The sequence below is a fragment of the Klebsiella sp. S69 genome, assembly GCF_016516145.1.
GTDB classification, from domain to species: Bacteria; Pseudomonadota; Gammaproteobacteria; order Enterobacterales; family Enterobacteriaceae; genus Klebsiella; species Klebsiella oxytoca.
Genome location: NZ_JACVUU010000024.1, coordinates 95,471 through 116,539, shown reverse-complemented (window position 1 = coordinate 116,539; position 21,069 = coordinate 95,471). Strand labels below are relative to the sequence as shown.

The 21,069-nt window shown below is 58.7% G+C and carries 19 protein-coding genes and 1 pseudogene; 3 read left to right on the top strand and 17 right to left on the bottom strand.

Annotation, left to right across the window (positions count from 1 at the left end):
• Nucleotides 1–693, bottom strand: a pseudogene (locus IAE27_RS22325) (1-deoxy-D-xylulose-5-phosphate synthase N-terminal domain-containing protein); the annotation flags it as partial.
• 280 nt (nt 694–973) lie between these two features.
• Between IAE27_RS22325 and IAE27_RS22320 the strand changes: the two are divergent.
• Both IAE27_RS22320 and IAE27_RS22315 read left to right on the top strand, forming a co-directional pair.
• A complete protein-coding gene (locus tag IAE27_RS22320; protein ID WP_017145438.1) occupies nt 974–1,732 on the top strand; it encodes a M48 family metallopeptidase in 759 nt (252 codons plus the stop codon).
• 377 nt (nt 1,733–2,109) lie between these two features.
• Complete coding sequence (locus IAE27_RS22315; RefSeq protein WP_154022910.1) at nt 2,110–3,378, top strand: OprD family outer membrane porin; 1,269 nt, start codon at nt 2,110–2,112, stop codon at nt 3,376–3,378.
• 226 nt (nt 3,379–3,604) lie between these two features.
• Here the strand turns inward: IAE27_RS22315 and IAE27_RS22310 are convergent, their stop codons facing one another.
• The 14 genes from IAE27_RS22310 to IAE27_RS22245 form a co-directional block, all read right to left on the bottom strand.
• On the bottom strand, nt 3,605–5,245 hold the full coding sequence (locus tag IAE27_RS22310) for a thiamine pyrophosphate-binding protein (protein WP_108704549.1): 1,641 nt from the start codon (nt 5,243–5,245) through the stop codon (nt 3,605–3,607).
• Between the two features lie 14 nt (nt 5,246–5,259).
• Complete coding sequence (locus tag IAE27_RS22305) at nt 5,260–6,729, bottom strand: aldehyde dehydrogenase (protein WP_004115338.1); 1,470 nt, start codon at nt 6,727–6,729, stop codon at nt 5,260–5,262.
• Between the two features lie 15 nt (nt 6,730–6,744).
• A complete protein-coding gene (locus IAE27_RS22300) occupies nt 6,745–7,509 on the bottom strand; it encodes an aspartate dehydrogenase (protein WP_004115341.1) in 765 nt (254 codons plus the stop codon).
• A 9-nt stretch (nt 7,510–7,518) separates the two neighbouring features.
• Nucleotides 7,519–8,313: an SDR family oxidoreductase gene (locus IAE27_RS22295; protein WP_023321627.1), complete on the bottom strand. Its 795-nt coding sequence runs from the start codon at nt 8,311–8,313 to the stop codon at nt 7,519–7,521.
• Nucleotides 8,297–9,067, bottom strand: a complete 771-nt coding sequence (locus IAE27_RS22290) for an alpha/beta fold hydrolase (RefSeq protein WP_004105657.1) — start codon at nt 9,065–9,067, stop codon at nt 8,297–8,299. The genes IAE27_RS22295 and IAE27_RS22290 overlap by 17 nt, the downstream gene beginning before the upstream one ends.
• 9 nt (nt 9,068–9,076) lie before the next feature.
• Entirely contained in the window at nt 9,077–9,607 is a 531-nt protein-coding gene (locus IAE27_RS22285) for a cupin domain-containing protein (protein WP_154022909.1), read from the bottom strand.
• Between the two features lie 10 nt (nt 9,608–9,617).
• The gene (locus tag IAE27_RS22280) at nt 9,618–10,874 is read right to left on the bottom strand and encodes an MFS transporter (RefSeq protein WP_016807908.1); all 1,257 of its coding nucleotides are present in this window, start codon (nt 10,872–10,874) and stop codon (nt 9,618–9,620) included.
• 26 nt (nt 10,875–10,900) lie between these two features.
• Nucleotides 10,901–12,088 carry an NAD(P)/FAD-dependent oxidoreductase gene (locus tag IAE27_RS22275; protein WP_154022908.1) on the bottom strand — a complete coding sequence of 396 codons (1,188 nt, stop codon included), beginning with the start codon at nt 12,086–12,088 and terminating at the stop codon, nt 10,901–10,903.
• A complete protein-coding gene (locus IAE27_RS22270; protein WP_070556288.1) occupies nt 12,085–13,011 on the bottom strand; it encodes a VOC family protein in 927 nt (308 codons plus the stop codon). Before IAE27_RS22270 ends, IAE27_RS22275 begins: the two co-directional genes overlap by 4 nt.
• Nucleotides 13,012–13,099: 88 nt before the next feature.
• Complete coding sequence (locus IAE27_RS22265) at nt 13,100–13,888, bottom strand: IclR family transcriptional regulator (protein ID WP_004105673.1); 789 nt, start codon at nt 13,886–13,888, stop codon at nt 13,100–13,102.
• 13 nt (nt 13,889–13,901) lie between these two features.
• Nucleotides 13,902–14,651, bottom strand: a complete 750-nt coding sequence (locus IAE27_RS22260) for an SDR family oxidoreductase (RefSeq protein ID WP_070556286.1) — start codon at nt 14,649–14,651, stop codon at nt 13,902–13,904.
• Nucleotides 14,651–15,673 carry an aromatic ring-hydroxylating oxygenase subunit alpha gene (locus IAE27_RS22255; RefSeq protein ID WP_070556284.1) on the bottom strand — a complete coding sequence of 341 codons (1,023 nt, stop codon included), beginning with the start codon at nt 15,671–15,673 and terminating at the stop codon, nt 14,651–14,653. The genes IAE27_RS22260 and IAE27_RS22255 overlap by 1 nt, the downstream gene beginning before the upstream one ends.
• 10 nt (nt 15,674–15,683) lie before the next feature.
• Nucleotides 15,684–15,992, bottom strand: a complete 309-nt coding sequence (locus IAE27_RS22250; protein ID WP_004105685.1) for a recombinase-like helix-turn-helix domain-containing protein — start codon at nt 15,990–15,992, stop codon at nt 15,684–15,686.
• Nucleotides 15,989–16,312, bottom strand: coding sequence for a Rieske (2Fe-2S) protein (locus tag IAE27_RS22245; RefSeq protein WP_004105687.1), 324 nt, complete (start codon nt 16,310–16,312; stop codon nt 15,989–15,991). Before IAE27_RS22245 ends, IAE27_RS22250 begins: the two co-directional genes overlap by 4 nt.
• Nucleotides 16,313–16,738: 426 nt before the next feature.
• Between IAE27_RS22245 and IAE27_RS22240 the strand changes: the two genes are divergently transcribed.
• Nucleotides 16,739–17,950 carry an MFS transporter gene (locus tag IAE27_RS22240; RefSeq protein ID WP_154022907.1) on the top strand — a complete coding sequence of 404 codons (1,212 nt, stop codon included), beginning with the start codon at nt 16,739–16,741 and terminating at the stop codon, nt 17,948–17,950.
• Nucleotides 17,951–17,953: 3 nt separating this feature from the next.
• On the opposite strand, the gene speB is transcribed toward IAE27_RS22240, so the two are convergent.
• Nucleotides 17,954–18,874, bottom strand: a complete 921-nt coding sequence (gene speB / locus IAE27_RS22235; RefSeq protein WP_004105690.1) for an agmatinase — start codon at nt 18,872–18,874, stop codon at nt 17,954–17,956.
• Between the two features lie 211 nt (nt 18,875–19,085).
• Nucleotides 19,086–21,062, bottom strand: coding sequence for a biosynthetic arginine decarboxylase (speA, locus tag IAE27_RS22230; protein ID WP_004105692.1), 1,977 nt, complete (start codon nt 21,060–21,062; stop codon nt 19,086–19,088).
• Nucleotides 21,063–21,069: the final 7 nt, after the last annotated feature.

The following is a 21,069-nucleotide window of genomic DNA, read 5'->3' as shown; positions in this document are numbered from 1 at the left end:
CGCTTCTTCCACCGCGCGTTTAATCGAGTCAGCATCGTGACCGTCAACGCCACGCACCACGTGCCAGCCGTAGGCTTCAAAACGCTTCGCGGTGTCATCGGTGAACCAGCCTTCGACGTGACCGTCGATAGAGATGCCGTTGTCGTCATAGAACGCCACCAGCTTGCCCAGTTTCAGGGTACCGGCCAGAGAACATACCTCGTGAGAGATACCTTCCATCATGCAGCCGTCGCCCATGAACGCGTAGGTGAAGTGGTCAACAATGTCGTGGCCCGGGCGGTTGAACTGCGCCGCCAGGGTTTTCTCCGCAATCGCCATACCCACCGCATTCGCAATGCCCTGCCCCAGCGGTCCGGTAGTGGTTTCCACGCCCGCGGTGTAGCCGACTTCCGGGTGACCCGGGGTTTTAGAGTGCAGCTGACGGAAGTTCTTCAGCTCTTCAATCGGCAGATCGTAGCCGGTGAGGTGCAGCAGGCTGTAGATCAGCATCGAGCCGTGACCGTTGGACAGCACGAAGCGGTCGCGATCGGCCCAGGACGGGTTCTGCGGATTATGGTTCAGGAAATCACGCCACAGGACTTCGGCAATGTCAGCCATACCCATCGGGGCACCCGGGTGGCCGGATTTGGCTTTCTGTACTGCGTCCATGCTCAGCGCACGAATAGCGTTAGCAAGCTCTTTACGTGAGGACATTTTGACTCCAGATCGGATAATGAAGGCCATGCCCGCAGCGACTTGACGACAGCGCGTTTTGGGCTACGCCGGAAAAAAGTGTGAACAATGTAACCTAAGCGGCAAAGCATGTACATGGAGCATCCTTTTGCCGTTTAAGAAATCTCTGGAACACGTTGTGCTACGGCGTAATCCTCTCGCCCGCATTCTCATATAGTATTTATAATTTGCACAGGATACGGCAGGTCAGCTATCGCCGTTTTTTCGGATAAAGAACCATAAGATTGTGGATGATAAAAAAATGAAAATTCGCTCAGCTCTTCTTGCCCTTGGGATCGCAGCAACGCTTACCGGATGTCAGAACATGGACTCCAATGGTCTGCTTAGCTCCGGCGCAGAAGCTTTCCAGGCTTATTCACTCAGCGATGAGCAGGTCAAGGCCCTAAGCGACAAAGCCTGTCAGGAGATGGATGCGAAAGCGACTATCGCGCCTGCCAGCAGTGAATACAGCAAACGTCTGAGTAAAATCGCCGCCGCGCTGGGGGACAACATCAACGGCCAGCCGGTGAACTATAAGGTGTACCAGACCAAGGACGTTAACGCCTTCGCCATGGCTAACGGCTGTATCCGCGTTTACAGCGGACTGATGGATTTGATGAATGATAATGAAGTCGAAGCGGTTATCGGCCACGAAATGGGTCACGTCGCGCTGGGCCATGTGAAGAAAGGCATGCAGGTGGCATTAGGCACCAACGCGGTACGCGCGGCGGCGGCCTCCGCTGGCGGTATCGTCGGCAGCCTGTCGCAGTCGCAGCTGGGCGATCTTGGCGAGAAGCTGGTGAACTCACAGTTCTCCCAGCGTCAGGAGTCCGAGGCGGATGACTACTCGTACGATCTGCTGCGCAAACGCGGAATTAATCCTGCGGGCCTCGCGACCAGCTTCGAAAAACTGGCGAAGCTGGAAGCCGGACGCCAAAGCTCAATGTTTGATGACCACCCGGCATCGGAAGAACGCGCTCAGCATATCCGCGATCGCATGAAGGCCGACGGGATTAAATAATCGACAGCGGGAGGCCTTATCGCCTCCCTTTTTTATCGGTTAGCGAAAAATAGTTAGCCGCATTAATTGATAATTTAAGCGCACAAACCGTTAATTATTTTTAGCGTTCATTACAGCCAATTATTTTATATCCATTCACTCAATAAAATATTATTTCGTAAATTTAAAATGCGACACCTGATCCCTCTTTGAGTTGCGCTTTGCAGCAAATAATTAAATAGTCCCCCCTATCATCCTGCGGGCCGGCAACATGGGTATACCGTTTGTTTCCTGTCGATACACCTGCTCACACAATGATTGCTTTCAACATTATTTCAGGAGAATATCCGGGCTGCAGTGATTCCCTTGAATATATCGACAGCAGAGAAGTCCCATCAGTGAAAAAAGAATTATCGTTAATCGCACTTGGCTTTATTGCCACCGCGCCAACCTTTGCCAGCCAACAATCAACGAGTCAGGGCTTTATCGAAGACAGTCATCTGGATCTGTTTTTACGCAACGCTTATATCAAACGTGATTATCGCGATGGGCTGGCGGATAAAGCCGAATGGGGACAGGGGATTATCGCCACCTTCGAGTCCGGCTTTACTCAGGGACCGGTCGGCTTCGGCGTGGACGGTATTGCCCAGTATGGCGTAAGGCTTGACGGTGGCCGGGGGCGCAGCGGCGCGGGGGGCATCGACTTTTTCGCCCAGGACAACGACGGCCGGGCAAAATCCGATCTCGCTAAATTCGGCGCCACCGCCAAAATGCGCTTCTCTGATACCGTGCTCAGCTACGGCAACCAACGCCCCATGCTGCCGATCGTCTACGCCGACGATTCTCGTCTGCTGTACGAGAGCTATATCGGTACCATGCTAACTTCGAAAGAAATTGACGGTCTGGAAATCAACGCGGGCTATCTAACCGATCAACAGCGTAAGAGCGACGACAGCCATGACAGCGGTTTGAAAAGCCTGACTTTCGGCGGCGCCAGCTATCAGTTCAGCGACCAGTTCAGCGGCGCGCTTTATGCCTCTCACGTCGAAGACGTGCTGAACAAGCAATATCTCGGCCTTAACTATAAGCAGCCATTCGCTACTGGCCAGCAGCTGATACTCGATTTTAACGGCTATAATTCACGTCTGGAGCAAGAATACGCCGATGCCCAGAACACCGGACGCAGTAACAGCATCTGGAGTCTGGCCGCCAGCTATATCCGGGATATCCATACCTTTAAAGTTGCATACCAGCAAAGCAGCGGTAGTACAGGCTATCACTACGGCGGCTATCGCAACCAGGGCGGCGTCGGCGACGGCGGCAATACCATCTGGCTGGCTAACTCCTACTGGTCTGATTTTAATGGCGAAGATGAACGTTCCTGGCAGGCCTCTTACGGACTGGATTTTGCCGGGCTGGGTTTACCAGGACTGACCTGGACTACCGCCTACGTGCGCGGCGATAACATTAAAACTGCGGAAACCAGCAATGGTAAAGAACACGAATGGTTCAACCAGCTGCAATATCAGGTTCAGAACGGCGTGGCGAAAGATTTGAAGTTCAGATTGCGCTACTCGGTGCTGCGGGTTTCCAGCAATGCCAGCGACTATAACGTCAGCGGCAATGAAGTGCGTTTTTACGTCGAATATCCGTTTAACGTATTTTAACCCTGTCATGAACCCGACCCTGCCGCCTGGCCCTCTCCCGGCGCGCAGGAGCCGCCGCCCGACGCCTTGATTAACCCCCTGTGCGGTGCGGTACCCTCTCCATGGAAGGGAGAGGGTTTTGGGTCATGGAGTCGCAGACTTTTCCCAAAAGACCAGGGAAGTATGTCGCCCGGCTACACGCTGTGTCAGCCGGGTTGTTCTCCGGCAATGGCGCTATCGATGATGATTAATACAGCGTCTTTTGCGGCGGCCCGGCAAAACGCAGCGCGCCGATCTGTCCCATCTTCACTTCCACCACCGACGGCCCCGGCATCGCCAGCGCTTCGGTCATCACCGCCTGGAAATCATCCGCCCGATCGACGCTCCAGGCCTGCAGACCGATGGCCTGCGCCAGCAGCGTAAAGTCCGGCGTATGCAGCTCGTTATAATACTGGCGGCCGCCAAAGTACTTATCCTGAATACCGCGCATCACGCCGTAGCCGCCGTCATTCATAATCAGCAGCGTCACGTTAGCCTTCTCCTGTGCCAACGTCGCCAGCTCGCCGAGGTTCAGGCTCAGTCCGCCGTCGCCGACCAGCCCCACCACTTTACGCTGCGGATTAGCAATTGCGGTGCCGATCGCCATCGGCAGCCCCATACCGATAGCACCGGCCAGAGAATGAATATTCATCAGCGGACCGTGGGCGCGAAACAGGCGGCTCCCCCACAGGCTGCCGGACACGGTAATATCGCGAACCAGGATACCGTTCTCCGGCAGCGCCTGCGCGATAGCGTCATTTAATCTGGCGTAATCACCGCACTGTTCGCGCAGCCCCTGCTCCGCCATCGCCACCGCTTCTTTTATTTGGCTATCCCAGCGCGCGTCGCCCCATATTCGCCCCTGCGCTCGTTCCGCCAGCGCGTCTAAAAATGCGCTGCAGTCCGCCACCAGCGTATTGTCCATCAGATAGTTACGGCTGGCCGCCGCCGGGTCGATGTCAATCTGCACCCGCGGCGCGGGCAGTTCCAGCGTCCATGAGCGCGTTTCGTTACTGCGCAGACGTGAACCAGCGACAAGTGTGAAATCACATTGTGAAATCAACGCTTCAACCGATGGGGAATTGTGAAATGCGCGCAGGCTGGCGCGGTGGCTATCCGGCAGAATACCGCGGCCATGGGTGCTGGAAATCACCGTCATCCCGGCATCGGCCAGCGTCTTCACCGCCTCGCCGCTTTCTAAAGCTCCGCCGCCGAGCCACAGCAGCGGCCGCTTCGCCTGCTTAAGCTGCGCCCACAGCGCATCAACCATTGCCTCTTCAGCTTCCGCCACCGGTGGCGTTTTCAGCGGCGTGGTCAGCAGCGAAAGCGGAATTTTCACGCTTTGAATATCGATCGGAATTTCAACCGAGACCGGACCGCACGGCGGCGTCTGCGCATCCTGAATCGCTTTATGCAGGAGCGCTACCGCCTGATTGGCGTTACTGATACGGTATGCGCGCTTTGAGCTGGCTTTCAGGAAGGTCAGCTGATCGCGGGTTTCGTGAATAAACCCGGTGTCGGCATCCAGCCAGGCCTTTTCGACCTGACCGGTCAGGTGCAGCAGCGGCGTGCCGGCGTTCATTGCCTCAACCAACGCGCCGACGGCGTTGCCCGCCCCGGCGCCGGTGCTGGTCAGCGCCACGCCGAGCCCGGAAAAACGCCCGTGGGCGTCGGCCATGGTCACCGATCCCGCCTCCCCGCGCGCCGGGACGAAGCGGATTTTTTCCCGCTGGCCGACGGCATCGGCGATCGGCAGATTGTGAATAGAAATGACGCCATATATGGCTTCAACGTGATACTGCTCCAGCGTTCTGGCGATGGCGTCGCCGACGGTTATCATTTCACTCATTGCTCACCCTTCTCTCAATCACACCAGTGGTTGACGCTATTACCCGTCGCCAGATAAATACTCTTCTGCTGCATCCAGGCCTTAAGGCCCTGGATACCTTTTTCGCGGCCCAGACCGCTCTCTTTAAAACCCCCAAACGGGGACGAAATAGAGAAAACCTTGTAGGTGTTGATCCACACCGTACCGGCCTCCAGCTGTTCGCTCAGGCGCAGGGCGCGGCCGGTATCGCGCGTCCAGATCCCCGCGGCCAGCCCGAACACCGAATCATTGGCCTCGCGGATCAGCGCCGCTTCGTCGCGAAAGCGCATCGCCACCAGTACCGGCCCAAAGATCTCTTCCTGACAGACGCGAGCCCGGTTGTTGAGTCCCTCGACGATCGTCGGCAGGAAGTAGCTGCCCGCCGCCAGCGCCGGATCCGCCGGGATCTCGCCGCCGCACAGCACGCTACCGCCTTCGCGCTTCGCCAGCTCGACATACTCCAGCACGCTCTGACGATGCTTATCGTTAATCAGCGGTCCGACGTGGGTATCCGCGCTAAACGGGTGGCCCACCCGCAGCCCTCGGGTTAATTCCAGCAGGCGGGCCATTAATTGCGGATAGACTTTTTCATCAATGAACAGACGCGATCCGGCGATGCAGGCCTGGCCGCCGGAGCTGAATATGCCGTAGCAGATACCCCGCGCCGCCTGTTCGATGTCGGCATCTTCCAGCACAATAGTTGGCGATTTGCCGCCCAGCTCCAGCGACGCCGGGATCAGCTTTTCCGCCGCCACGTGCGCCAGATGCCGCCCGGTAGCGGTACCGCCGGTAAAGGAAATTTTGCGCACCTTAGGATGGCGAGCCAGCGCATCGCCAATGACCGAGCCTTTTCCGGGCAGAACGCTCAGCAGCCCGGGAGGTAATCCGGCCTGTGCAAAAATCTTCGCCAGCTCCAGCGCCATCAGCGGCGTCGCTTCCGCCGGCTTGAGGATCACCGCGTTACCGGCGGCGATGGCCGGAGCCACCTTCTGCATTTCGCTGGCGATGGGCGAGTTCCACGGCGTAATCGCCGCCACTACGCCCAGCGGTTCATAGCGGCTCAAGGTCAGCAGATCCGCCTGACGCGGCGTCGGCAGCTCGCCTTCCAGCAGTTCGCAGGCGGCGGCAAAATAGCGCGCGGTGCCCGCCGCGCTCATGACCAGGCCCCGCGCTTCCGCCAGCGGTTTACCGTTGTCGCGGCTCTGTTTACGGGTTAACTCGTCAATTTGCGCTTCAATCAGATCGGCGACCTTATGCAGGATCTTTGCCCGCTGATGCGGCAGCATGGTCCGCCACGTCGGTTCCCGCCATGCGCGATCGGCGCAGTCGATCGCCTCCTGCAGGTCGTCCAGGCTGGCCGCATATAATGAAGCGTTAAGCGATCCATCCGCCGGAAAGCGGCTGTGCATCAGGTTGCCGCCGCCGCGCCGCCACTGACCGCCGATAAAAATGTCTAACTCGTCCATCTCAGCCTCTCTGCGTTATGTCAGTTCGCAGCAGGCGCGTACCGCGCTCAGTGCCGCCAGGGTCGACGTTTTGGGATTGCTGGCGAGCGGCAGACCGCTCAGCTCCAGGTGAAACTCGCCGAACAGTCCTTCGGCGTGCAGCGTATGGGTGTTGCGTTGGGTCGTCGGATCCACCATCAGCTGCACCCGGGTGGCATCGAGACCGATACCGCCCAGCGCCACGGTCGCCGCCACGTTGGCATTCGCCGGAAACAGCCGCGCCGCTTCGCGGGCGCTGCCTTCAAAGAAAATGCGCGTTTCATGTACCGCGCTGAGATCGATAAGCTGCTCAGCGTAGCTGCCGCGCCAGCTGGCCGGACTTTTACGCGACTGATAGGTGACGCGCTCAAGGCCGCCCTCTTTCGCCGCCGCCAGGCCATCAATACCGGCTATCGCGCCCGCCAGCAGCGTGAGCTTGCCGCCCGCCTGGCGAAGGCGCTGTTCCAGTTCGCTATCCGCCAGCGCGCCGGTGGAGATCACCGCCAGATGCCAGCCGCGGGCCAGCACCGCCTCGGCGTATTGCGCTACCGCCTGCTGGCTGGCGCATTCAAGCACCAGATCCGGCGTCCGATCGCACTGCTGCGGATCGCTCAGCGGCGTAACCGCCCCGGCAAACTGCTGGCGGATCGCCGCATGATGCGGCTCGCGAGCCACGATCCAGCCCAGAGACACCTGCGGCGGTAACCGCTCAATGACCGCCTGCGCCATCGCGCCATAGCCGATTAACATCACCTTTTTCATTATCTTTCCTTACAGGTGACGGCAAAAGCCGCCGGACACATCCAGCGCCGCGCCGGTGGTAAACGAAGCCAGCGGCGAAGCGAGAAACAGCAGCGCCTGCGCCGGTTCCTGTGGTTTGCCAAGCCGCGCCATCGGGATCCCGCGCTTACGGGCGATGTCGGCGGTCCACTCTGACCAGCTCTGGCTCTTATCGCTGCGGTCTGCAAAACGGCGCTGCCACTGCCCGGATTCGACCATGCCCAGCAGAATGGAATTGACGCGAATCCCTTTGCCAATCAGATCCTTCGACAGGGTCAGCGTCATATTAAGCAGCGCGGCGCGGGCGGCTGAGGTGGCGATCATGTGCTCTTCCGGCTGCAGCGCCAGCAGCGAGTTCACGCAGGTAATTGAAGCGATGTCCGACCGTTCAAGCTGCGGCTGGAACGCCCTGACCGGATTAATCACCCCGAACAGCTTCAGTTCGGCTTCGTGCAGCCAGGCCTCGCGCGGCGTATCGGCGAAATGGGCGACATAGCCCTGGCCAGCATTGTTTATCAGCATGTCAGCGCCGCCAAAGTGGGCCCCGACCGCATCTGCAAAGGCCTGAACCTCTTGTTCGTTCAGAACGTCGCAGCGCCAGGAAAACACGTCTCCTGCGGGATATTCGTTTAACAGCGCCGCGTGAGCGCTGGCCAGCCGGTCCGGGTTGCGGCCGCAAAAGGCGACTTTCGCCCCTTCGCCCAATAGCAGGCGCAGCGTTTCGAAGCCAATCCCTGACGAGCCGCCGGTGACCACCGCGACGCGTCCTTCAATTTGTGCATTCATCGCGCACCTCTTCCCCTATGCGTAAAAGCTGTTGGTTAAAAAACGTAGCGTTATCGAGATAGCTGGCGTGCCCGGCCTGCGGGATGGCGAGATACGGCATGCCGTAGCGTAGCGCCACCCCCTGCACCAGCTCGGGCTGGGTGATGGCATCCTGCTCGCCGCACCACACGGCGAAGCGGCCGCGATACCCGGCAAGCCAGCGGTGGATGTCGTCGTGCGCCAGCATCCAGGCGGCGGCGAGATAGCCTTCACTGCGCAGCCTGCGCATGCCTGCCGCGACCGTCGCCACATCGGCTTCGCGCGCGCCGGCGCGCAGCAGCTTCGCCGCCCGCCCCTCGGCCATCGCCTCGCCGCCCAAAGCCATTTGCTGCTGACGCCCCTGCCAGATTTTTTCCCGCTGCGCGGCCTCCGCCTGGCCGTAGCCCTGGGCGACGTCGGCCAGCACCAGATACCGCACGCGCTGGGGATATCTGGCGGCGAAAGCGGCGGCGACCAGCGCGCCCAGCGAATGGCCGAGCAGAACGGTTTTCTGCACCCCGGCGCGGTCAAGCATCCGCGCCAGCGCATCGGCGTAGGCGCCGGCATCCGCCCTCGCCGTCGCAAGCATCGGGCTTTCGCCATAACCGGGCATATCCCAGGCCAGCACGCGGTAGCCGGGAAGCGCCATCTGTTTATGCCAGGAGGCCGCGCCGGAACTGATGCCGTGCAGCAGCGTCAGCGGCGTACCGCTTCCTTGTTCACGAAAACCCGTCATCATCCCCCCTTAGCTACGCTTCACTTTCGACAGCGGATGATCTTCCGGGTAGGTCGGAATATGCGGCTTTGGCGTACCGAGCATCACGCACATCAGCGCTTCTTCCTCGCCGTGGTTGAATAGCCCGCGATAAATCCCGGCAGGAACAGAAATCAGATCGCGTTCGCGCAGAACGGTCTCGGTGTAGTTGTCGCCATCCTGAATCATCAGGGTGATCTGCCCTTTGAGCATGAAGAACACCTCTTCCACATCATCATGCAGGTGCAGGGGGCCTTCGCACCTGGACGGCAGTACCATGGTGGAGAAGGTAAAGTGTTCCGCCTGGACGGTATTGCTATCGCTGGCGACGCCGGTCGCGCCGGTGCCGATGTAGCGCATCTGCGCGCGACGATATTTCGGGTCAAAATCTGCCTGGAACTTCAGCGCATTCCAGTCGTATTTACGGCCTTCAAAGCGCGCGATACGCGACTCGACCCACTCTTCCAGCGTCAGATGTTCAGGTTTGAGACTCGGTTTTGCAGTTACGGTTGAATCAGTCATCGTTTTATCCTCAGTAACGTCTTAGCAGCGGCAGTAACAGGACGCAGCCCACCGCCGCCATCACCGCCAGAAAAATCAGCCCGGAATCCATGCTGTGGGTGAAGGCGATCAGCGCGCCCATCACCGCCGGCGATAGCGCCCCGGCAAAGTTTCCCAGCCCGTTGAAAATCCCGCCCGCCGTGGCGCTGACTCGCGGATGGGTTGCCTTGGCCAGCAGCGCAAAGATATTCGGCGCGCCGGTCCCCCACATAAAGGTGCTAAAGCTCATCGCCGCAATCACCGGCAGCGGGGTGGTGAAATGCATCACCGCCGCCAGGCCAATGCCTGCGCCCGCCAGGGAAATAAAGCAGGCGGCGGCGCGCTTATCGACGCGGTCAGACAGCCAGGCGCCGATAATTTCGCCGAGCAGCATGGCGATAAACGGCATCGACGACAGCCAGCCGGCGTGTTCGAGATGAATGCCTTTACCCTTAATCAGGTAGCCGGGCAGCCAGCCGTTGATGCCCCACAGATAGGCGAGAAAGGCGATGTTGAAGATGCAGATCATCCAGAAGTGAGGGCTGACAAACAGCTCGCGGCGCGCGCTGCGGCGTGCCTCCTGCGACGTTTGCCCGCCGCTGGCTTTTGCCTCCAGCGTGATGCCGCGCAGCCCGATGCGCACAAAAATCAGTACCGGTACCGTCAGCATCGCCATCACAAAGAAGGTGCTCTGCCAGCCGAAGGTGTTAAGCAACCAAATCGACAGCGGGAAGCCAATCGCCGCGCCGACCGGCGTCCCGAGCAGCCAGAGCATGGTGGCGCGCGCCTGCAAATGCTGAGGAAAGGTATGGCGGACGATAGCGAACGCCAGCGGGAACAGCGGCCCTTCGGCGATACCCAGCAAAATTCGCAGCGTCACCATCAGCGTATAGTTATGGGTAAAGCCCATCACCAGCATCAAAACGCACCACACCGCCATCATTCCGGTAAGCAGGCGCAGCGGCGCAATACGGTCGCCCAGGCCGCTTAGCAGCACCGAAGAGAATCCATAGCTCAGCAGGAAAGCGCTCATCAGTATGCCCAGACGGGTGGTGTCGAAATCGATCCCCATCGCCTGCTGGAAGTGGCTATCGGAAAACAGCGCGGCGATGCTGATTTTGTCGAAGAACGCCAGCAGTACGCAGGCCAGCAGCGACAGCGGAATGGCCCAGCGAACCGCTTTTTCAGGCGTGCGGATGCCCTCGCCGCTCGCCTCAGCAGGCGCGGCGTTAGTCTCTAATGTGGTCATTTCTCCCCCTTAAGGGTGCGGGTTAGCTATCGCAACGACATCAGTGAAAAAGCCGGGTCGGCGAGCGGTACAGCGGATAAATCTCGCCCCGCCGCCATCCAGCGCTTCGCCAGCTTGACGGTACGCGCATCGTTGAACGCCACCAGCTGCGTCAGCTGCCCGTTTTCGTCCAGCGAGAAGTACAGCGAATCTTCACGCGCTATCGTTCTACTGCCCGGCTGCGGAATACCGAGGATCTGGATATTGTGCTGATATTGATCCGACCACAGCCACGGCGCGTCGTCGTAGCCTGGTGCATCGGGGTTGAGAATCGCTTTTGCCGTCGCCACCGCCTGATTCTGGGCGAAGGCCCAGGACTGGATGCACAGGCCGTAGTGATGATGCTGCGCCACATCCCCGGCAGCAAAGATGAACGGATCCGACGTTCGCCCCTGGCTATCCACAACGATCCCGCGCTCGGTTTTCAGCCCCGCGTCGCGCGCCAGTTCGAGATTAAGAACGACCCCGATCCCCACCACCACCGCATCGAAGGTTTCCCGCCGGCCGTCGCAGTGCAGCGTTGGCAGAGCGTTATCCTCTTCCAGCTCCGGCGCGCCGCAGCCGGAGCGAATATCGACACCCTGCTCGCGGTGCATCTGCGCCAGCGCCTGCGAAACTTCCGCGCTCACCGAACGCATGCACAATGCTGGCTGCTGCTCATAGAGGGTTACGGCCACGCCGCATTTGCGCGCCGAAGCGGCAATCTCAAGTCCAATCCAGCCGCCGCCGACTATCGCCAGTTTTTGACTTGCCGCCAGACGACTTTTCAGACGCAGCGCATCCTGCCAGTGACGCAGGGTATAAACCTGGGGATGCGCCGCCCACGACTCGTCCGGTAGACGCGCTCGCCCCCCGGTGGCGATTAAAAGGACGTTGTAACTCAGGCGTTCGCCGTTGCTTAAAATCACCGTTTTAGCTAGTCGGTCAATCCGCTCTGCACGCAGCGGACGGTACCAGGTCAGGTTCAGCGCCTGCTGCGCCTCGTGCGAAAACAAGCGCGGTAGCTGCGCATCGGTATCCAGCAACGTGGCTTTGGACAGCGGCGGCCGTTCATAGAAATCCCATTCCTCTTCCGCCACTACGCAAATCTCGCCCCCGAAGCCCTGGTCGCGCAGCGTTTTCGCCGCCCAGCCGCCCGCCTGGCCGCCGCCGACTATCACGATCCGCGCCGTCATACCGCCTCCGTTTTTTTCTGCTGGCGGCGGGTATCGTGGTCGATTCCGCCTTCCACCGCCCACTCGGTAAAGGAGACCAACGAGTGCTCCAGTTCGCGCGGCTGCCAGTTTTCCGTCAGATAATCATCGTTGGTGTAGTACTCGAAGGCGCCGCCGGTGGGGCTGTTGACGTACCAGAAGTAGGCCGAGGAGACCGGGTGGCGACCGGGGCCGATGAAAGTGCTCCAGGCATTTTTGTTCATCGCGATGCCGCCGCCGATCACCTCGTGAATATCGCGGACGGTGAAAGCAACATGATTCAGCCCGCGCTTACGGTTCGGCAGCTGCAGCAGGAAGAGGTTGTGATGGCCACCGCGCGCGCCGCAGCGCAGGAAGACCGCGCGGTTAATGTAGCGGTCTGACACCTGGAAGCCGAGCACCTCGCGATAGAAGCTTTCGACCGCCGCCAGCTCTTCAACGAAGAACACCACGTGGCCGACGTTGATCGGCTGCGCGCGGTCGTAAACCGGACTCGGCGTGTCGATACGACGAATATCGCCCCACTGATTAATTGGCTCGACGTTCAGCTCCACCGCCGTTTGCTGGCTGACTTGCACTCGCAGCGTCATGCCGTTCGGGTCGAGGCACTCCAGCGCGCCGTCGACCCTGCGGAAGCCAGGCTGACGTTCCAGCTTTGGACGCAGTGCTTCCAGCGCCGCCTGGTCCGCTACGCCCCAGGTCATACGGCGCAGCGTATTGCCGGCTTCAAACGCTGGGGGCAGGTCGGGGCTGTCGATCGGGTTAAGCTCAATGCGCGCGCCGCTGAGGGTGGTGAACACGCGGCCGCTGGCGTCGCCAGCCAGGCCAAAATCGTGCATAAATTTGGCGCTATGGTTCAGGTCATCTACGCCAAATTCCAGCTTTTCAATTCCGGTAATACTCATTTTTCGTCGCCTCTTTACCGTTCAGTCGCCCGAATTTGGGCGTAAAACATGCCCGACGCACTCAAGCGCCTGCCGTTAAGTGTTTGATTTAACTTGCCTGAGACAAATATCCCAGGAAACCGGAAATTTTGTCCGCCGCCAGGCTGACGTCGTTCTGCAGCCGCTCGCGATCGCTTTGCGGGATCTCATCGGAGGGCACCAGGATACTGACGACTCCCGCCACCCGGCCGCTGCGGTCATACACCGGGTAGACAATCGACGAAATGCCGTGGCGAAAGAACGACTCGCCAATCACATAGCCGCGGGCTTTATCCTGCTGCACCATCTGCCACAGCGCTTCGCGATCGTGCAGCTGGCCCGGGGTGTTGCCCGGCAGCCGCTCGTTGGGGAACAGCTGTTCAAACTCGCTGCGTGAAACATCGGTCAGCAGCATGCGGCCCAGCGAGGTGCAGTGCACCGGCAGCCGGGTGCCGACGCTGACCTGGTTTATCCGCGAACCGGCCGCGCTGACGCGAGCGATGTAGATGATGTCCCGGCCATCGCGGATTGCCAGATGGCTGCTGCACTGGCTGACATCACGCAGCTGCTCGATAACCGGCTGACCTACCTGGGCGATATCCAGCGAGGCAATATATTCAAAGCCCAGCCGCAGCACGTTCATCCCCAGCGAAAAGGTATTGGTGCGCGCGTTGCGTTCGAGAAAGCCCATATACTCCAGCGTTTGCACCACGCGATAGGCGGTCGCTTTCGGCATATCCACCAGCCGGTGCAGCTCGGCGAAGGTCAGATCGCGATGCTGTTCGCCAAAAGCCAGCAGCAGCTGCAGGCCGCGCTCAAGCCCCGGCACCAGATACTTCACTTCCTGCTCGTTCGCCATACCGCCTCACTTATTAGTTAAAAACAAAACCGCCGTTGACCGGGATCAGCTGGCCGGTGATAAACCGCGACAGCTCGCTGAGCAGCCAGACTACGCTGCCGGCGACGTCTTCCGGCTGCTGCGCGCCGCTGAGCGCGCGACCGTTTTCATACAGCTGATGGCGTTCCGCGGGCACGTATTCCGTCGCCTCAACGCGGGTCAGCCCCGGCGCGATGGCGTTTATGCGGATCCGTTTCTCCCCCAGTTCGCGGGCCATCGAGCGGGTCATCGCTATCACCGCACCTTTACTGGCCACGTAGGCCATCAGCCGCGGCGCTCCCCACAGAGCGGTATCCGAAGCGACATTGACGATCCCGGCCCCTTCACGCAGCAGCGGCACCGCCGCGCGGGTCACCAGCCAGGTGCCTTTGACGTTAACCGTCATCACCCGATCCCACAGATCCGGATCGTAATCGAGCATGTTTTTCCCGCCGACGCCGGTGGCCATCGCCGCATTATTCACTAACCCGTCGATCGCCCCCCGCTCGCCGATAGCGCTGAATACCCGGTCGATCGACTCGCTATCGGCGAGATCGATCTCATGGGATTCAATGCAGTAGCCCTTTTCCTGCAGACGATGAGCGCTTTCCGCCAGTTCGCCCCGCAGAATGTCGCACATTACTACCGCCGCTCCCTGCCCGGCACAGGCTTCGGCAAAGTGGTAGCCCAGGCCGCGCGCCGCGCCGGTGACGACGATACGTTTTCCGTTCAACAGACCGTTCATCAGGCGGCTCCCTGCTGCTCTTCCAGGGCCGCCAGCTGCTCTTTTGCCGCTTTCTGCATCATGCGGCGCAGGCGGGAAAGGCCGACGTCGTGCTGATAAAGATATTCGCGATCGCGGGCATTCGGCGCCAGGCTTTCCAGCACCACGCGATCCTGTTCGAGCACTTCCCAGTGCAGTTTTTCCAGGCGGTTGCGGTACATCAATCGCCATAGATCGCGCTGCCAGCCCTGTACGCCGCGGATGCGCCAGAAGAAGACGCGGCAGTTGTCGTTATCTTCCGGCACCACCATGCCGACAATCCAGAAGTGGCCGCCCGGCCCGAAGCGCTTTTTGTACGGAATAGAGAGGCGCATCCAGTAGGCCCCGCTGCTGCCTAGTTCGACCCAGTCGAAGTTAACGCCAACCTGCCCTTTCTTCTCAAAAATAAACCCGGTTTTCGTCGGTTGCAGCACCATGTCGGCTTTGCGATCGCCTTCCGCCATCGAGTGCGAGGAGGAGTGAAGATAGGTGCCGTGCATCGGGTCCATCACGTTTTCCAGCGCGTACTGGTAGTTGCATTTCCACGCTGCGGTACACAGGAAGTGGCTAAATTTGTCGCTATTGGCCAGCTCTTCCGGAAAGCTCAGCTCATCAGGCTGCTGGTCGGCGGTGACGCCAAACCACAGGAAAATGGCGCCATGCGCTTCCTGAACGCTGTAGCTGCGAACGCACTGCTGACCCACCAGCGGGCAGCGGTCAACCGCCGGGACGTCTTTCACTTCGCCGTTACCGGCCACTTCCACGCCGTGATACCAGCAGGCAATGCGATCGCCCAGGTTCCAGCCCATCGACAGGCGCGCGCCGCGGTGCGGGCAGCGGTCTTCCAGCGCCTGCACCTGGCCATCTTTATTGCGCCAGACCACAATCTGTTCGCCGAGGCGGGTAATCCCCACCGGCGCCGACTGCACTTCCCAGCTCGCCAGCACCGGATACCACAGGCCGCGTAATCCTTTATCAAGATAGTTTTGTACCGTTGTTGTCATCGCTGTGTCCTCAGTATCCGTTTACCTGCAGAAATGCCTGGAAGCTGCTCTCGCTCCACGGTTCCCCCTGCTGGTCGTGCATTCTGACGCCGTTCAGGCCGTTCACCAGCTCACCGAGGCTTTCTGCGCCCTGTTCAAAGAGCGTCTCGAGGGTGGCGATAAGCTGTAGCTCCCAGCTTTCCGGCACCCGGCTGCGGGTTTGCCAGATCAGATTGGTGTAGTCGCCGGGTTTATGAATGTTGCCGTTTCCGCCTTCCGCCGGCGGCGTAAACTGACGGCTTTCCGGCAGCGCCGGGTTAAAGTCCAGGGTTTCGCTCATGCCACGTTCTCCTCGATAAAAGAAATCTGGATCTGCTTGTCGTATACCCGCACCGGGTAGCGATGCAGGTTGCGCCCGCCGGGGCCGTGCAGACACTGGCCGGTTTTGACGTCGAATACCGCTTCATGCAGCGGGCACTCCACCTTGCCATCTTCGACAAAGCCCTGGCTCAGCAGCGCATACGCATGGGGACAAACGTCTTCCAGCGCGTAATATTCGCCATCAATCAGATAGATACCGATTTCTTTACCGTCGATACTGCCGCTATAGGGGAAATCTTCCTGTACTTGCTCCGCGTCACACACGCCAATCCAGCTCATCGCATTCCTCCGGGCTTTGTTTCATATATGAAACTCTGTTTCTTATTTAATACGGTCAATATAAAAGCGATGAATCTTTCGTCAAGCAGCAATGTGACTAATTTGTTAATGAATGACTTTTTAATTAGCTAACTGTGGAATTGATCACGAAAAAAAGCAGCCAGATGAAATGATGATATTTAAAGCGCCCTTTCATTATAAAAAACGCTATCTCTTCAGAAACAAAATGCGCTATTGACTTCTTTTCATGAAGATCGTTAAAAATGAACAGGAAGGGAGCTTGCGGTGTTTCACATATGAAACAAAAAGAAAATTAAACTTTAATAAACAATGAGTTTCATAGGTGAACCATTTTAGTTAAGTGATTATTTCTGGCGTCAAAAAAAATAATAACCAAAATGTATTAAATTTAAAAAGAGGTAAATCATGGCGGCAAGATGGCAAGGTACTATCGCATTACTTTTGTTAATAATTATTTCTTACATCGATCGGGTAAATATCTCGGTAATGATTCTGAACCCCGAATTTGCCGCTCACTTTCATTTAAATGAAAACAGAATGTTACAAGGCATGCTGATGACATGCTTTCTTCTTGGTTATGGTTTATCGGCTTTAATATTAACTCCCCTTATAGAAAGTAAGCTCAACTATCGCCAGGGGCTGTTAAGCAGCGTAGCGATATGGGCGCTGGTTTGCGCGGTTTCTCCGCTGCTGGGCTCCCTGCTGGGCATGTTAATCGCGCGCATCGTTCTCGGCGTTGCCGAGGGGCCGCTATTCTCGCTGAAAACCCGCTTTATCAGCGATAGCTTCGCCGCCGATGAGGTCGGTAAACCTAACGCCGTGACCGCTCTCGGCGTTTCACTCGGGCTGGCGGCTGGCTTTCCGCTGGTCACCTGGCTGATGGCGCACGTCGGCTGGATGGGATCGTTTTACGCCCTGGCGCTGCTCAACCTACTGCTCGGCGGCGGCTTAGTCTGGCGCTTTTTACCTGCTCCAGTCGTCAATGAACGCCGCGCCAGGCCCGGTATGATTACAACCTTGACCCTCGCCTGGCGCACGCCGCTGCTGGGCTGGATCCTGCTGGTGGAGATCGCCACCCTCAGCTATCTATGGGGCAGCAGCGCCTGGCTGCCGGCCTGGCTGCGCGACGAGCATCACTTCTCGCTACAGGCTACCGGCCTGCTGGCGGCGGTTCCGTTTCTGCTGAGCCTGGGTTCAAAATTTCTCGGAGGGGTACTTCTCGATAAAATGCGCCCGGAGCAGGCGCCGGTGCTGTTTATTATCGGCGGCCTGCTGACCGCCCTGTCGGTACTGGCGCTGATGCTCAGCCACCAGCAGGCGATGCTGGCGCTGTTTATGCTGGCGGCGAACGTTTTCTGGGGACTGCAGGGCGCGGCGATCCCGGCGGTCGTGCAGCATCATGCGCCGCGCGAAGCGGTAGGCAGCGCCTATGGCATTATTAATGGCATCGGTAATATCTGCGCGGCGTTTATCCCGCTGCTGATGGGAATGGTCATGAAATCGGCGGGATCGGTAAGCTCAGGATTCTCGGTACTGGTGGTATCGCAGCTGATAACGCTTTGCGCCGGAGGCATGCTGCTGCTGCGCATGCGTCGCGCAGCAGCAGTCAGCGTCTGAGGCTTATTCGCCTTTTTTCGCCGCCTGAATGTAGAGCATTTCCAGGGCCAGCGTCGCCGCCGCCAGGGCGGTGATTTCGGACTGGTCATAGGCCGGAGCGACTTCCACCACGTCCATACCGACGATGTTCAGATCCTTGAGGCCGCGCACCAGCTTGATCGCGCGATCGGAGGTCAGTCCGCCGATCACCGGTGTACCGGTGCCCGGCGCAAACGCCGGATCCAGGCAGTCGATATCAAAGGTCAGGTATACCGGCATATCGCCGACGATCTGTTTCACCTGAGCGATCACGTCGTCGACGCTGCGGTCGTTAACCTGACCCGCATCCAGCACGGTAAACCCGTTGTCCTTATCAAACTCGGTGCGAATGCCGATCTGCACTGAATGGTGCGGGTCGATCAGGCCTTCGTTCGGCGCGGTATAGAACATGGTGCCGTGGTCAAATTCGCAGCCGTTGGCGTAGGTATCGGTGTGGGCATCAAAATGCACCAGCGCCATTTTGCCGAAGTGCTTAGCATGAGCGCGCAGCAGCGGTAGCGTCACAAAGTGGTCGCCGCCGAATGAAAGCATGCGCTTACCTGCCGCCAGCAGTTTTTCCGCATGCGCCTGCAGCTTTTCACTCATTTCACGCGCATCGCCGAAAGCGTAAACCAGATCGCCGCAGTCCACGACGTTCAGCCGCTCGCGCATATCAAAGTTCCACGGGAAACGGTTATGCTCCCACGCAAGGTTAGTCGACACCTGACGGATCGCCGCCGGGCCATGACGCCCGCCCGCGCGTCCGGAGGTCGCCATATCAAACGGTACGCCGGTGATGACCCAGTCCGCATCGCTGTCGTACGGCATAAAATTCATCGGTAGACGCAGAAAGCCAAATGCGTTGGATACCAGGGAGTTATCGTATTGATGACCTAAGGTGCTCATGGGTATGACCTCTTTTACAGTCGTTGTATTGAAATACAAATATAAAAAAACCCCTCCGCGTCGTTAGGCCCGACGAGGAAGGGTTTGAATAAGTTTGCTGCTTAATTGGGCGAATTATCGCCGCAAATGTCTACGTGTTCAAGTGAGTCTGGCGAATGGCGTAATGAGCCTTCCCCTCTCTCTTCCCTCTCCGCTACGGAGAGGACGTATATCACTCGTCTTCCAGATAAGTGTAGCCGTATAAACCCGCTTCGAACTCTTCAAGGAACTGCTGCTGCAGGTCAGCGTCGAGATCGGTCTTTTTCACCTGATCGCGGAACTGCGTCAGCAGCGTGTTCGGATCCAGCTGGACGTACTGCAGCATATCCGCGACGGTGTCTCCCTCATCCGACAGCTCCACTTCGACGCTGCCGTCAGGGAAGACAAACACGTCTACGGCTTCCGTATCGCCGAACAGGTTGTGCATATTGCCCAGAATCTCCTGGTAGGCGCCTACCATGAAGAAGCCCAGCATCGGCGGATTTTCCGGATCGTATTCCGGCATCGGCATGGTGGTCGCAATGCCATCGCCATCGACGTAGTGGTCAATTGCGCCGTCGGAGTCGCAGGTGATATCCAGCAGCACCGCGCGGCGTTCCGGTACCTTGTTCAACCCTTCCAGCGGCATCACCGGGAATAGCTGATCGATACCCCATGCATCCGGCATCGACTGGAACAGAGAGAAGTTGACGTAAATCTTATCCGCCATACGCTCCTGCAGCTCATCGATTATCGGGCGATGCGCGCGGTTGCTGGGATCGAGCTGTTTCTGCACTTCATGGCACATATTCAGATACAGCTGCTCGGCCCAGGCGCGTTCCTGAAGATTAAAGGTGCCGGAGGAGTAACCGATATGAATATCGTGCAGATCCATCTGGCTATCGTGCAGCCATTCGCGCAGCGAGCGGCGGTTGCCGGTTTCCTGCATCTCCAGCCAGGTTTCCCACATGCTTTGCAGCGGACGCGCGGCATCTTCCGCGGGCGGGGTCGCCTCGGTATATTCGTTACGCTCAACGCCGATGATGTTGGATACCAGTACGGTGTGGTGCGCGGTGACCGCACGGCCGGATTCGGTAATCACCGTCGGATGCGGCAGACCGTTCTCTTCACAGGCATCGCCAATTGCCCAGATAATGTTGTTGGCGTATTCGTTCAGGCCATAGTTCACCGAGCAGTCGGACTGCGAACGGGTCCCTTCATAGTCAACGCCGAGACCGCCGCCAACGTCGAAGCACTGAATATTCACGCCCAGCTTATGCAGCTCGACGTAGAAACGCGCCGATTCACGCACGCCGGTGGCGATATCGCGAATATTGGCCATCTGCGAGCCAAGGTGGAAGTGCAGCAGCTGCAGGCTGTCGAGATGCCCTGCGGCGCGCAGAATTTCAACCAGCTGCAGAACCTGGGTCGCCGCGAGGCCGAATTTGGATTTTTCGCCGCCGGAGGACTGCCACTTGCCAGAGCCCTGCGAAGCCAGACGCGCACGCACGCCAAGACGCGGCACCACGTTCAGCCGCTCGGCTTCTTCCAGCACGATGGCGATTTCCGACATTTTCTCAATGACCAGATAGACCTTATGGCCCATCTTTTCACCCACCAGCGCCAGGCGGATATATTCACGGTCTTTATAACCGTTACAAACAATCACGCTGCGGGTCATACCGGCGTGCGCCAGTACCGCCATCAGCTCGGCCTTCGAGCCGGCTTCCAGACCCAGCGGTTCGCCGGAGTGGATCAGCGATTCAATCACGCGGCGATGCTGGTTAACCTTGATGGGATAAACCAGAAAGTAGTCACCGTTATAGCCATAAGACTCACGCGCCCGTTTAAAGGCGGCGTTAATCGAACGCAGGCGGTGCTGCAAAATCTGCGGGAAGCAGAACAGTGCAGGCAGGCGCTGCCCCTGAGCTTCACGCGCTTTCACCAGCTCGGCAAGGTCAACGCGCGCTTCCGGAACGTCAGGATCCGGGCAGACGCTGATATGGCCCAGTTCGTTAACGTCGTAGTAGTTATTACCCCACCAGGCAATATTGTAAGTACGTAGCATCTTGCTGGCTTCCTGGGAGCTCATCGCAACCTCCTGCATGGAACGTAGTACACCGTGATCGCCTGCTGACGAAGGCGAAGATAAAGACATGTCGTCAGACATAGCGAAC